The sequence below is a fragment of the Micromonospora sp. AMSO12t genome (assembly GCF_008806585.1).
Taxonomy (GTDB): Bacteria; Actinomycetota; Actinomycetes; order Mycobacteriales; family Micromonosporaceae; genus Micromonospora; species Micromonospora reichwaldensis.
This window is the reverse complement of the sequence record NZ_WAAS01000188.1, coordinates 1-12849: the sequence shown is the minus strand read 5'-3', so window position 1 is coordinate 12849 and position 12849 is coordinate 1. Positions and strand designations below refer to the sequence as shown.

Below are 12849 nucleotides of genomic sequence, written 5' to 3'. Positions count from 1 at the left end.
TCCCCCGCCGACCGGCGGCTGCACGGTGTCGTACACCCCGAACTCGTGGTCCGGTGGCTTCACCGCCGAGCTGCGGGTGACCAACCACGGCGCCGCGCTCACCGGCTGGACGCTCACGTTCGCCCCCGGCGCCGGGGTCCGGCTGACCAACGGCTGGAACGGCGACTGGACCCAGTCGGGCGACCGGATCACCGTGCGCAACGCCGCCTGGAACGCCGGCCTGCCCACGGGCGGCACGGTCTCGCTCGGGTTCCAGGGCACCTGGCCGGGCGGCGCCCTGCCCACCCCGACCGGGTTCACCCTCAACGGCACCGCCTGCTCCTGACCGCCGCGCCTCGCCCGTCCCGCACGGGGCGGGCGAGGCCCGGAGCCGTCCCGCGCAACGCGGCCTAGAATCGGCGCGTGGGCGTCGCCGTGGCGGTGGAGCAGCGGCGGGCGCCGGTCGGGGCGCTGCTGCGGCAGTGGCGCAGACGGCGCGGGCTCAGCCAGCTCGCCCTCGCGGTCGGGGCGGAGATCTCCACCCGGCACCTCAGCTTCGTGGAGACCGGGCGCTCCGCGCCGAGCCGGGAGATGGTCCTGCGGTTGGCCGAGCACCTCGACGTGCCGCTGCGTGACCGCAACCGGCTGCTGCTGGCCGCCGGGTACGCCCCCGTCTACTCCCACGCCCCGCTGGACTCCCCCGAGCTGCGACGGGTCCTCGACGCGGTACGCCGGGTCCTGCGGGCGCACGAGCCGTACCCGGCCGTCGCGGTGGACCGGCGCTGGAACCTGGTGGCCGGCAACGCCACCCTGCCGCTGCTCACGGAGGGTGTCGCCGCGCACCTGCTCCGGCCGCCGGCCAACGCGCTGCGGCTGACGCTGCACCCCGAGGGCATGGCGCCCCGGATCGCCAACCTCGGCGAGTGGCGGGCCCACCTGCTCGGGCGGCTGCGCCGGCACCTGGCGCTGACCGACGATCCCGAACTGGGCGCGCTGCACGACGAGCTGCGCGGCTACCCGGGCGGGCCGGCCGACCCGGAGGCGGGCCTGCCCCGCGCCGGGGACGTGGTCGTGCCCCTGCGACTGCGTCACCCGGGCGGCGAGCTGGCCTTCCTCAGCACCGTCTCGACCTTCGGCACCCCGCTGGACGTGACGGTCGAGGAGCTCTCCATCGAGTCCTTCTTCCCCGCCGACGAGGCCACCGCCGCGTACCTGCGCGTCGCCGCCCGCTGAGCGTTACCTCGCGACGGCGGCGGGAACGCGGGCGGTGACGAAGGAGGAACTCATGACCACACCGTCGAGTCCCACCTCGGCATGGCGGCCCGGGATGCCGGGCGGCGACACCCTCCCGTCCGGTCCGGCCGGCCGCCCGAGCGGCCCCGGTCACGACGGGCACGGCCCACAGACCGGTCCGCCCACCGTGACGATCGGCTCGTATCCGGACTATCCGTCCGCCCAGCGGGTCGTCGACTACCTGGCGGACAACCGGTTCCCGGTCGAACACAGCGCCATCGTCGGCACGAACCTCACCCTGGTCGAGACCGTGCTCGGCCGGATGACGACGGGGCGGGCGGCCCTGGCGGGTGCCGGCACGGGGGCCTGGTTCGGACTCTTCATCGGGCTGCTGTTCGGCATCTTCACCGCCGGCAACTGGGTCGCGGCGATCCTGGTCGGGCTCGTCGTCGGCGCGATCTGGGGAGCGGTGTTCGGCGCGGTCGCGCACGCGATGACCGGCGGGCGGCGCGACTTCACCTCGGCCAGCTCGCTGCGCGCCGGCCAGTACGCCGTCCTCGTGGACGCCCAGTTCGCCGAGCAGGCGCGTCAGCTGCTCGGCCGGATGCACATGGCGGCCGCACCGCCCGCCCGCTGAGGCCCACGCCGGTGGCGTCCGCCGGCCGCGACCGCCCCGGGCCCGTCGTCCGGACGTCGGCGTCCGCCCCGGGCGGACGCCGGCGCCGGCCGGTCCGGGTCGGCGGCGGCCCCGCCCCGGTCCGGGTACCCCCTTCAAAGCTGAACGGAATCGCCGCGTCGCGGGTGACCGCGCCCACAGGACACTAGTTAAATTTTGAAATAGTGCTACTGTCATGGCGTGACCGAGAGCCTGGACAGCACCCGACTCGCCGCCTGGCGCGCCTACATCGAGGCCAGCCAGCGGCTCTACACACGGCTGGAGGACGACCTGCGCGCCGAGAGCGCGCTCACCTTCGCCGACTACCACGTGCTCGTCCTGCTCTCCGAGGCGCCGGGCCAGCGGCTGCGGATGGGCGAGCTGGCGAGCCGCCTGGTCTTCTCGCCCAGCCGGCTGACGTACCAGATCACCACCATGCAGCGGCGCGGCCTGGTCGCCCGGGAGTCCTGTCCCGACGACCGCCGCGGCAGCGAGGCCGTGCTCACCGCCGCCGGGCTGCTGGCCCTGCGCGAGGCCGCCCCGCACCACCTGCGGTCGGTGCGCGCCCACCTGATGGACGACCTCGACGACGCCGAGGTCGCCTGCCTCACCCGGATCTTCGAGCGACTCGGCCGGCGCCTGCGCGCGGACCGCGACGCGTCGACCGCCCACCCGCACAGCTGAGGAGCCCCCGATGCCCGCCATCACCGTCGACAACGTGCTCGTCCTGCCCCGCCTGCCCAGGCTCGACGAGTCCACCGCGTTCCGCCCGGTCCGCCGGCTGACCACCGCGCCCAGCGGCTACGAGGGCGAGGGCTTCCCGGTCCGCCGGGCGTTCGCCGGCGTGCCGGTGAGCGAGTTGGACCCGTTCATCCACCTGGACCAGATGGGCGAGGTGGACTACGCCCCGGGCGAGCCGAAGGGCACGGCCTGGCATCCGCACCGCGGCTTCGAGACGGTGACCTACATGATCGACGGGATCATGGACCACCAGGACTCGCAGGGCGGCGGCGGCACGATCACCAACGGCGACACCCAGTGGATGACGGCCGCGAGCGGCCTGCTGCACATCGAGGCGCCGCCGGAGCACCTCGTCATGAGTGGCGGGTTGTTCCACGGCACCCAGCTCTGGGTCAACCTGCCCCGGGCCGCGAAGATGAACCCGCCCCGCTACCAGGACATCCGGGGTCGCGAGGCGGCCCTGCTGACCACGCCCGACGGCGGCGCGCTGATCCGGGTGATCGCCGGCGAGATCGCCGGGCACCGGGGGCCGGGCTCCACCCACACCCCGATCACCATCACGCACGTCACCGTGCAGCCGGGTGCCCGCGTCGACCTGCCGTGGCGGCCGGACTTCAACGCCCTGGTCTACGTGCTGGGCGGACGGGGCACGGTGGGCACCGACGGGCGGCCGGTGCACACGGGGCAGCTCGCCGTGCACGGCCCCGGCGACGCGCTGACCTTCACCGCGGACGCCAGCCAGGACGGCCACACCCCGACGCTGGACCTCTACATCATGGGCGGCGAGCCGATCCGGGAGCCGGTGGCGCACTACGGCCCGTTCGTCATGAACACCCGCGACGAGCTGCTCCAGGCGTTCGAGGACTTCAAGGCCGGCCGGCTCGGTGTCGTCCCCGCCGAGCGGCTGCCGCACACCGACGGCCAGGCCCCGAGGCCCTGATCCCACGCGCGGGCGGTGGGCGCCCCCGGCACGGCCGGGTGGCGCCCACCGGCGCGTCGGGACGTGGCGCCCACCGGCGCGTCAGGAGACGGCGAAGATGCCCGCGACTCCCAGGATCACCATGAGCAACACCGTCACCAGCGCGCCCCGCTCGCTTTCGACCGCCTGCTCGCGGTACTCGGTCACGGGGTTCGTCGTCTCGCCGGGCATGGTGTTGCCTCCTCGGTGTTCGCGTCGTGATCGGGCGGGCTGTCGGGGGCCGTCCGACCGGTCACCGGAGTGCCGGCCGGGATGCGGACCCGCGACACGGGTCCTACCGTGAGGACGTTGTCGACCTCGGGGGGCTGGAACGGTGGCACCGCGCAACTGGTTCCTGAGCGCAGCCGAACGCGCCAACCCGGTGTCAGAGTTACCCGTCTGGAGCAGCGGAAACCTTGCCGAGCCGTTAATTCACGGTGCCGCGTACTTCGACCGGCTGGTCGACGAGGTGCAGGCGCTGGAGGCCGGCGACCACCTGTTCTTCACCGACTGGCGGGGTGACCCGGACCAGCGGTTGCGCCCGGACGGGCCGACCGTGGCGCAGCTCTTCGCGCGCGCCGCGCAGCGGGGCGTGGTGGTCAAGGGCCTGATCTGGCGCTCCCACCTGGACCTCCTGGCCTACAGCGAGGCGGAGAACCGCAACCTGAGCGAGACGGTCTCCGCCGCCGGCGGCGAGGTGCTGCTCGACCAGCGGGTCCGCCGGGGCGGCTCGCACCACCAGAAGCTGGTGGTGCTGCGGCACCTGCGCGCGCCGGAACGGGACGTCGCCTTCGCCGGCGGGATCGACCTGTGCCACAGCCGCCGCGACGACGCCGCGCACCGGGGCGACCCGCAGGCGGTGCAGATGTCCGCCCGCTACGGCGACCACCCGCCCTGGCACGACGTGCAGCTCGCGGTGCGGGGGCCGGTGGTGGGCGCGCTGGACACCACCTTCCGGGAGCGCTGGACCGACCCGATGCCGCTGGACTCGGAGAACCCCCTCGCCTACCTGCGCGACCGGCTGCGCGGCGCGGACCTACGGCCCGACCCGTTGCCGCCGCAGCCGGCCGACCCGCCGCCCTGCGGCCCGCACGACGTCCAGGTGCTCCGCACCTACCCGGCGGTCCGGCCCCGCTACTCCTTCGCCCCCGACGGCGAGCGCACGGTGGCCCGCGGCTACACCAAGGCGGTCCGGCGGGCCCGGCGGCTGATCTACCTGGAGGACCAGTACCTGTGGTCCAGCGAGGTGGCCGACCTGTTCGCCCGGGCGCTGCGGGAGAATCCCGACCTGCACCTGGTCGCCGTGGTCCCCCGGTTCCCGGACGTGGACGGCCGGCTGGCGCTGCCGCCCAACATGGTGGGCCGCGAGCAGGCGCTGTCGCTCTGCGAGCGGGCGGCCCCCGAGCGGGTGCACGTGCTCGACGTGGAGAACCACGCCGGCACCCCGGTCTACGTGCACGCCAAGGTCTGCGTGGTCGACGACGTGTGGGCCAGCGTGGGCAGCGACAACTTCAACCGCCGGTCCTGGACGCACGACAGCGAGCTGTCCTGCGCGGTGCTGGACGGCACCCGGGACGACCGGGCGCCGACCGACCCGGCCGGCCTCGGCGACGGCGCCCGGGTCTTCGCCCGGGACCTGCGGCTGCGGCTGTGGCGCGAGCACCTGGACCGCGACCCCGACGGCGGCGAGGACGCCGACCTGATCGACCCGGCCGACGCCGTAACGGCGATCAGGGCCGCCGCCGACGCGCTGCAACGGTGGTACGACGACGGGCAGGCCGGTCCCCGGCCCCCGGGCCGGCTGCTGCCGCACCGGGCGGAACGGCTGCCCTGGTACACCCGGGCCTGGGCGCTGCCGGCGTACCGGCTGGTCTACGACCCGGACGGCCGGCCGCTGCGGGCCCGGCGGGCGGGCACGTGGTGAGCGCTCCGGCCCGGCACGGGGCTGACCGTCAGACGGGCACGAAGAGGGCGTCGGCCCGGCTGCGGGCGGGCTCGGCCCCGACGGGGCCGGCGTCGGCGGTGTGCACCGTCAGCCCACCGGGATAGGCGAACGAGGCGCGCGGGGAGTAGAAGCCGAAGCCGATGGTCAGCGGGTTCTCCGGGCGGAGCGCGTAGATCGGGTGGGCCGGCTCCAGGAACTCCACCGACTCGATCACGAACGGGTCGACCGGTTCGGCGACGTACGGGTAGACGGCGCTGAGCAGTTGCCCGTCGCGCGCCGTGAAGTAGCGGTGGTGACCGCTGCTGATCGCCCGGCCCGTCTCGCCCACCAGGCAGCGGGCGCGGATCACCGGTACGCCGTCGATCTCCGTCTCGGCGACGATCTCCCCGTCGTGGTGCTCGATGCGGGTCCGGCCCACGACGGCGGGCGCCCCCCGCGCGGCGGCGTAGGCGCGGACCCGTGCGCTACAGGTCACGTAGTCCGTCCACCAGCCGCCGGGGTTGATCCCGCCCGGCGCGTCCACCCCCGCCAGCGCCACCCCGAGGTAGGTCAGCGAGTACGCGCCGAAGCCGGAGGTCTGGCACTCGTCGTCGACCACGTACTGGTTCATGAAGACCAGGCGGTCGGCCGACGGGCGCAGCCCGGCCGGCACCAGCGCCGCGACCGCGTCCGGGTCCGCCGGCAGCCAGCCGAAGAAGAGCGTGCGGCTGTTGACGACGAGATGGGGAGCGGCGGGGTCGAGCACGGCACCTCCGGAGCGGGGCGGGTACCCGCACGCTACGGCCCGTCTCGTGGACGGGACAACGACGGAAAGCCGACAATCGGCGCCGGTCATCCGGGGTGACCGTGACCGCTCGGCCGGCCGGTCCGGGCCGCCCGGATGCGACATCGTCGATGTCCGGCGGGGCCGGCTGACCGTACGCCCGACGTAAGCCAGCCCACAATCCGAGGCCGCCTCGCCCGATTTACGCCGTCCGTGCCGGAAAATTACTTAAGTACATCGTACTTTCGGCTAGATTTCGTCAGACCGATCGGGCTAAGGTGACTCCCGAACGGACATCTGAACTTAAACCTAAGCGTCACGTCTTTCATCCGCGGACGAGGTGCAGGGAGGACCACCCATGACCGCGCCAACGATCAGCGAGCCGGCGGCCACGACAGCGCCGAGCACCGCCCAGAAGCTCGACCCGCGTGCGCTCACCGACAGCGCCGCGGACCTGCTCAACGCAATGGCCGCGCTGCCGGCCGGCCACCCGTCCCGCGCCGCCCTGCGCGACAAGGCGATCGAGGCCTGGCTGCCGCTCGCCAACCACCTCGCGCACCGCTACAGCGGCCGGGGCGAGCCCACCGACGACCTGGCCCAGACCGCCGCGGTCGGCCTGATCAAGGCGATCGACAAGTTCGACCCGTCCCGCGGCGTCGACTTCGCCGGCTACGCGATCCCCACCATCATCGGGGAGCTCAAGCGGCACTTCCGCGACCGCACCTGGGACATCCGGGTCCCCCGCCGGCTCCAGGAGCTGCGGCTGGCCATCTCCGACGCCAACAGCTCGCTGTTGCAGACCCTGGGCCGTTCGCCCACGGTGGCCGACATCGCCGCCCACCTCAAGCTCACCGAGGAAGAGGTGCTGGAGGGCCTGGAGGGCGCCCGCGCCTACAACGCGGTCTCGCTCTCGACCCCGACCGGCGACGGCGACCGCGCGACCGAGCTGGGCGACATGCTCGGCGGAGTGGACGGCGAGTTCGAGCTGGCCGAGCTGCGGGTCGCCCTCGGCCCGGCGCTGGCCACGCTCGACGAGCGGGAGCAGAAGATCCTCACGCTGCGGTTCTACGGCAACCTGACGCAGTCGCAGATCGCCGATCAGATCGGCGTCTCGCAGATGCACGTGTCCCGGCTGCTGGCCCGCGCGCTGACCAAGCTGCGGGGGCAGCTCGACGGCACGTACTAGGGGTGGTGGGCGATGGCCGGGCCGGCGGGCCCGGCCATCGTCGTGTCCGGGGCGGACGCCTCGCCACGGCGGCACGACGCCCGGGTCACCCTCTCGCGGGGGTGACCCGGGCGTCGCCGCTCGGACTGGTGGGACAGGGCGCCGTCGTTCAGGCGGGCTGCCCGGCCGCCGTCGCCGCGCGGGTGGGCTCCCGCCACATCGGCCAGAACGGCGTGCCGTCGGGCAGGTGGAAGGGCTCGGCGACCTGGTAGCCGTGCCGCGCGTACAGGTCGCGGCCGGTCTCGCTGGCCGCCTCCAGGTAACCGGGCACCCCCTCGGCGTCGAGGACGGCGTGGTGGTGCCGCAGCAGCGCGCTGCCCAGCCCCTGTCCCTGCCGGTCCGGTGCGACGGCGAGGAACGCCAGGTGGTGGTGGTCGGGGTGCGGGTGGTGGGCCTCGAAGAGCTTGTCCAGGTGGGCGAACCGGTCGGTCCACTCCCCGCAGGCCGCGGCCAGCCGGGCGTCGTAGTCCTCCGGCGGCGGGGCCGGGTCGCCCACCGAGGGGAACCAGACCGCGACCCCCGCCCGGTCCGCGGTCGCGTGGACGAGGCCGTACCGCATCGCGTGGTCCACCAGGATCGCGAAGTTGCCGGCCAGCACGGACTGCCGCCGCGCGGCGTCGGGCACCAGCCAACGGGGCGCGTCGAGGGCCATGAACGCCTCGGCGATCCGGCCGGCCACCAGCGACGTCTCCCGCGGCCCGAGCCGCTCGATGCGTACCTCGCTCACCGCCGCGCCGCCGTCCCGCCCGGGACGGGCCCGCCGAGATGCCCGGCCGGCGGCGGCGCCGTCACCGCCACGCTCTCCGCGCCCAGACCGATCCGGGCGTACGTGTCGGGGCGGCTGCCGCGCAGCACCAGCGCCCACAGCAGGCCGAGCAGCGCGGCGACCGGGTAGACCGCCGGGACCGCCCAGCGCAGGGGCGAGTCCGGGGCCACCCCGAGCAGGTCGGCGAAGTTGACCACCGCAAGCAGGACGATCACGGCCAGGGCCACGGCGGCTAGTCCGGGGGCGACCGCGCGCCGCCACAGCGTCTCGTTGACTCCGTTGCGGGCGAAGAAGGCGATCACCGCGACCGAGGTGGTGGCGATCAGCAGCAGCACCCCGAAGCCGCCGGCGGTGCCGACCCAGTAGAACAGCTGCACCACCGGGTCCCAGCCGTTGAGCGCGTAGAGCAGGATCACCACGAGGCCGAGCGCGCTCTGCGCGAGGGAGGCGGCCCGGGGCGAGCCGGTGCGCGGCGAGGTCTGCCCGAACACGGCCGGCAGCACCCGCTCCCGGCCGAGCGCGAACGTGTACCGGGCGGTGGTGTTGTGGAAGGAGATCATCGCGGCGAGCACCGAGGTCAGGAAGAGCGCCTGGCCGATGGTGACGGCGGTGCCCCCGAGGTGCGCCTCGGCCAGGTTGAAGATGAGTCCGATGCTCTGCTCGCCCGCCTCGGCGGCGATCCGGTCCGGCCCGACGGCGACGGTCATGCTCCACGACGACAGCGCGTAGATCCCCGCGATGATGGCGATGGAGAGATAGGTGGCCAACCGCACCGTCCGCCGCGGGTCCTTGCTCTCCTCGCTGAACACCACGGCGGACTCGAAGCCCACGAAGCCCAGGATGGCCAGCACCAGCACCGCGCCGGCGCCGGGCACGACGAGGTTCTCCGGTGACAGTGCGGCGAAGCTGACGTCCCCGCCAGCCGGGTGGGTCAGCTGCCCGAGGTCGAAGACCACGATCACCACCATCTCGGCGACCAGCAGCGCCGCCAGCACCAGGCCGTTCAGGTCGATGCGGAGCAGACCGAGCACGCCGACCGTCGCCCAGGCGACCAGCGCCACCACCCACCACGCCGGGGCCACCCCGAACAGGCGGCCCAGCACCGGTTCCGCGGCGGCGCCGATGGTGCCGTAGAGCCCAACCTGAAGGGCGTTGTACGCGATCAGCGCCACCCAGGCGGCGCCGACGCCGGCCGGACGGCCCAGCCCGCGGGCGACGTAGGCGTAGAACGCGCCGGCGTTGGCCATCCGCCGGGCCATCGCCACGTATCCGATGGAGAAGAGGGCGAGCACCGCGGCCACCGTCAGGAAGGCCAGCGGGATGCCGAGCACCCCGACGACCCCGTAGCCGGTGGTGACGACGCCGGCCACGACGGTCAGCGGGGCGGCGGCGGAGAGGACGAAGAAGATCACCGACGGCACACCGAGCCGGCCGCGGGCCAGGGCCTCGGAGACGTTGCTCGGTCGGGCGAGCGTTGGTGTCGACATACGCGGACTCCGGTTCGAGGGGAGGGAGGGGTGGAGGGCGTCAGCCGACGCCGCGCAGCACGGCGGCGCCGACGGCGGCCTCGGTGTGCGTCACGAGTTCCCGCAGCGGCGGGGGCAGCGCCGGGATGAGCACGCCCAGCCGGTGGTGTGCCCGGGGGCCGGCGCTCCACAGCACCTCGCGGCTCAGCCCGGCGGCGACGACCAGACCCAGCAGCGTCCCGTCGGGCACGCTCGGCGGTTCCGGCCGGTCGAGCAGGGCGCGCAGCCGGGTGGCCGGCCAGGCCACCGCGTTGAGGTCGATCGGCAGGTAGCTGACGGTGGTGCGCAGCAGCCGCCGGGTCTCCTGCCGGCGCAGCACCCCCGCTCTGACCAGCCGCTCGCCCACCGAGGTGGTGGCGGTCTGCGCCAGGAAGCTCAGCCAGGTACGCACCGGGTGCTGCTGCGTCTCACCGACCAGCTGGTCCAGCACGGTGTGCGCCAGCGCGTCCGCCGGCGGGCGCCGGTCGAGCACCGTGACGAGCCCGGCGGAGACGGTGGCGTGTCCACGCAGGACCAGTTCACCGAGCAGCCCTGCGGCGAGGCCGAGACCGGTCGCCGTCGGGTGCAGCTTCGCCTTGCCCCGACTGTCGTTGTGGGTGATCAGGAAGAACTCGTCGGCGATGAGCAACCGGTCCTCCCGCACGGGTTGTCCACAGTGTTCGCAACCGGGCAAGGATGCACCGGCCGTGACTGCAACGCAACTCCCGTTTATGGAAGTTGCACTCCGTGCTGGGCCCACCTGCGGATCTTGCCGTGACAGACTCGGAGGGTGACCGCGAGCCCCACCGTCCGCCGCCGCCGTATCGCCCGGGAACTCCGCCAGTTGCGCGAGCGCGCGGGCATGACCCTGGACGTCGCCGCCCGGCAACTGGACATGTCCAAGAGCAACCTCTCCCGCATCGAGAACGCCCAGATCGGCATCAAGCCGCGCGACGTCCGGGCCGCGCTGGCGCTGTACGAGGTGACCGGGGCCGACGCCGAGGCGCTCATCGAGATCGCCCGCGGGGCGCAGCAGCGCGGCTGGTGGCAGAAGTACAGCGACGTCCTGCCGGAGTGGTTCGAGTTCTACGTCGGGCTGGAGGCGGAGGCGGCGAGCCTGCGCACATACGAGGTCGAGGCGGTGCCCGGGCTGTTGCAGACCGAGGCGTACGCGCGGGAGGTCTTCCGGCGCACCGCGGGCGAGGACGGGATCGAGCGCAAGGTCGCCGCGCGGCTGCATCGGCAGAACGTGCTGCACCGCGACAATCCGGTCGAGCTGTCCGTGGTGCTCAACGAGGCGGTGCTCTGCCGCCCGGTCGGCGGCAACGCCGTGATGGCCGACCAGATGGCCCACCTCGCGAAGGTCTCTCAACTACCGAACGTGACCCTCCAGGTACTTCCGTTCTCCGCCGGCGGGCATCCGGCGATGAACGCGCCGTACGTCGTGCTGACGTTCGCCGACACCGCCGACGCGGCCGTGGTTTACCTGGAAAACCTCACGATGGGGCTGGCTCTGGAGGAGGCCGGACAGGTGCGCGGGTATAGCCTTGTGCACGAGGAGATGTGCCGGATGGCACTCGGTCCGGAGGCGTCCCTGACCCGCCTGACGGAAGCTTCTCGTCACTTTGCGTGACCGTTGACGCGGCGCGCCGGCACAGACGGGGGTACCGCGATGAGCGCGCTCGACCTGACCCGCGCCCAGTGGCGCACCAGCAGCCGCAGCGTGGGCAACGGCAACTGCGTGGAGGTCGCCGCCGCCGGGGACCGGATCGCCGTCCGGGACAGCAAGGACCGGCCCGGCCCCGTGCTGGCCTTCCCGGCGTCGGCCTGGCGCGCCTTCGTCACCGGCGTCGACGGGGTACGCCCCGGCTGAGCCGCTCCCAGGCGGTGCGAGACTGGGCCGTGCTCTCGGACGTACCCCTCGACCTGCCCGTACGCCCGGTGCTGCCGGAGCTGGTCGCGGCGCTGCGCGGCGCCGGCGCCGGGGTGCTGGTCGCCCCGCCCGGCACCGGCAAGACGACCCTCGCCCCGCTGGCCGTGGCCGACGAGGTCCCCGGTCGCGTGCTGGTCGCCCAGCCGCGCCGGGTGGCGGCCCGCGCGGCGGCCCGCCGGATGGCCGCGCTGCTCGGCGAGCCGCTCGGCGAGCGGATCGGGTACGCGGTGCGCGGCGAGCGCCGCACCGGACCGCGGACCCGCGTCGAGGTGGTCACCACCGGGCTGCTGGTGCGGCGGCTGCACCGCGATCCCGAGCTGGCCGGCACCGGCGCCGTGCTGCTCGACGAGTGCCACGAGCGGCAGCTCGACGCCGACCTCGCGCTCGCGTTCGCGGTGGAGGCCCGGGCCGCGCTGCGCCCCGACCTCTGGCTGCTGGCGATGTCGGCCACCCCCGAGGCGGACCGCTTCGCCGCGCTGCTCGGCGGCGGTGGCGCTCCCGCGCCGATCGTACGGGCGTCCTCGGCCCTGCACCCGGTGACCCGGATCTGGGCGCCGCCGCCCCGGCCGGTGGCCGCGCCGGGGGCCGGCCCGGTCGACCGGGGCCTGCTCGACCACGTCGCGGCGACGGTGCGCCGGGCCCTGCGCGAGTGCGACGGTGACGTGCTGGTCTTCCTGCCCGGTGCCGGCGAGATCGGTGCCGTCGCGGGCCGGCTGGCCGACCTGCGCGACGCGGTTGCCGTCCTGCCGCTGCACGGCCGGCAGCGCGGCGCCGACCAGGACGCGGCGCTGCGCCCGGCCGACCGGCGGCGGGTGGTGCTGGCGACGGCGGTGGCGGAGAGCAGTCTGACCGTGCCGGGCGTCCGGGTGGTGGTGGACGCCGGGCTGTCCCGGGTCGCCCGGATGGACCTGGCCCGGGGCCTGGGTGCCCTGGTCACCGTCGGCGTGTCCCGGGCGGCGGCCACCCAGCGGGCCGGCCGCGCGGGCCGGGAGGCGCCCGGGCACGTCTACCGCTGCTGGTCGGCGGCGACCCACGAGCGGCTGGCCGCGCAGCCGGAGCCGGAGATAGCGACCGCCGACCTGACCGGCTTCGCCCTGGAGCTGGCCGCCTGGGGTTCGCCGGACGGCGCCGGGCTGGCCCTGCCCG

General features: G+C 74.4%; 15 protein-coding genes. 10 read left to right on the top strand and 5 right to left on the bottom strand.

Features of this window, described 5'->3' with window-relative positions; all coding sequences use genetic code 11:
- The 5 genes from F6X68_RS23245 to F6X68_RS23225 form a co-directional block, all read left to right on the top strand.
- On the top strand, window positions 1-325 hold a 325-nt coding region (locus F6X68_RS23245), incomplete at its 5' end, for a cellulose binding domain-containing protein (RefSeq protein ID WP_192581511.1).
- 77 nt (window positions 326-402) lie between these two features.
- Window positions 403-1212: a helix-turn-helix domain-containing protein gene (locus tag F6X68_RS23240; protein WP_225852382.1), complete on the top strand. Its 810-nt coding sequence runs from the start codon at window positions 403-405 to the stop codon at window positions 1210-1212.
- A 52-nt stretch (window positions 1213-1264) separates the two neighbouring features.
- A complete protein-coding gene (locus tag F6X68_RS23235; protein WP_151456269.1) occupies window positions 1265-1849 on the top strand; it encodes a general stress protein in 585 nt (194 codons plus the stop codon).
- A gap of 219 nt (window positions 1850-2068) precedes the next feature.
- Window positions 2069-2551, top strand: coding sequence for a MarR family winged helix-turn-helix transcriptional regulator (locus F6X68_RS23230; RefSeq protein ID WP_151456268.1), 483 nt, complete (start codon window positions 2069-2071; stop codon window positions 2549-2551).
- Between the two features lie 10 nt (window positions 2552-2561).
- A complete protein-coding gene (locus F6X68_RS23225) occupies window positions 2562-3548 on the top strand; it encodes a pirin family protein (protein ID WP_151456267.1) in 987 nt (328 codons plus the stop codon).
- A gap of 81 nt (window positions 3549-3629) precedes the next feature.
- Here the strand turns inward: F6X68_RS23225 and F6X68_RS34685 are convergent, their stop codons facing one another.
- A complete protein-coding gene (locus F6X68_RS34685; protein WP_255474758.1) occupies window positions 3630-3758 on the bottom strand; it encodes a hypothetical protein in 129 nt (42 codons plus the stop codon).
- Window positions 3759-3900: 142 nt separating this feature from the next.
- On the opposite strand from F6X68_RS34685, the gene F6X68_RS23220 reads away from it, so the two are divergent.
- Window positions 3901-5490 (top strand): phospholipase D-like domain-containing protein, encoded by a 1590-nt coding sequence (locus F6X68_RS23220; RefSeq protein ID WP_151456266.1) that lies wholly within the window; start codon window positions 3901-3903, stop codon window positions 5488-5490.
- Between the two features lie 28 nt (window positions 5491-5518).
- Here the strand turns inward: F6X68_RS23220 and F6X68_RS23215 are convergent, their stop codons facing one another.
- The gene (locus tag F6X68_RS23215) at window positions 5519-6256 is read right to left on the bottom strand and encodes a hypothetical protein (RefSeq protein WP_225852381.1); all 738 of its coding nucleotides are present in this window, start codon (window positions 6254-6256) and stop codon (window positions 5519-5521) included.
- Between the two features lie 376 nt (window positions 6257-6632).
- Between F6X68_RS23215 and F6X68_RS23210 the strand changes: the two genes are divergently transcribed.
- Window positions 6633-7460, top strand: coding sequence for a SigB/SigF/SigG family RNA polymerase sigma factor (locus F6X68_RS23210; protein WP_151456265.1), 828 nt, complete (start codon window positions 6633-6635; stop codon window positions 7458-7460).
- A 148-nt stretch (window positions 7461-7608) separates the two neighbouring features.
- On the opposite strand, the gene F6X68_RS23205 is transcribed toward F6X68_RS23210, so the two are convergent.
- From F6X68_RS23205 to F6X68_RS23195, 3 genes are read right to left on the bottom strand one after another with little or no spacing between them, the layout of a single operon-like run.
- Complete coding sequence (locus F6X68_RS23205) at window positions 7609-8226, bottom strand: GNAT family N-acetyltransferase (RefSeq protein ID WP_151456264.1); 618 nt, start codon at window positions 8224-8226, stop codon at window positions 7609-7611.
- Window positions 8223-9752 carry an APC family permease gene (locus F6X68_RS23200; protein WP_151456263.1) on the bottom strand — a complete coding sequence of 510 codons (1530 nt, stop codon included), beginning with the start codon at window positions 9750-9752 and terminating at the stop codon, window positions 8223-8225. Before F6X68_RS23200 ends, F6X68_RS23205 begins: the two co-directional genes overlap by 4 nt.
- A gap of 40 nt (window positions 9753-9792) precedes the next feature.
- Window positions 9793-10434: a GPP34 family phosphoprotein gene (locus tag F6X68_RS23195; protein ID WP_151456262.1), complete on the bottom strand. Its 642-nt coding sequence runs from the start codon at window positions 10432-10434 to the stop codon at window positions 9793-9795.
- A gap of 126 nt (window positions 10435-10560) precedes the next feature.
- On the opposite strand from F6X68_RS23195, the gene F6X68_RS23190 reads away from it, so the two are divergent.
- The 3 genes from F6X68_RS23190 to F6X68_RS23180 all read left to right on the top strand — a co-directional run.
- Window positions 10561-11403 (top strand): helix-turn-helix transcriptional regulator, encoded by an 843-nt coding sequence (locus F6X68_RS23190; protein WP_151456261.1) that lies wholly within the window; start codon window positions 10561-10563, stop codon window positions 11401-11403.
- A 39-nt stretch (window positions 11404-11442) separates the two neighbouring features.
- Complete coding sequence (locus tag F6X68_RS23185) at window positions 11443-11643, top strand: DUF397 domain-containing protein (protein WP_132235920.1); 201 nt, start codon at window positions 11443-11445, stop codon at window positions 11641-11643.
- A 29-nt stretch (window positions 11644-11672) separates the two neighbouring features.
- Window positions 11673-12849: helicase-related protein (locus tag F6X68_RS23180; protein ID WP_255474759.1), on the top strand; the 1177-nt coding region annotated here is incomplete at its 3' end.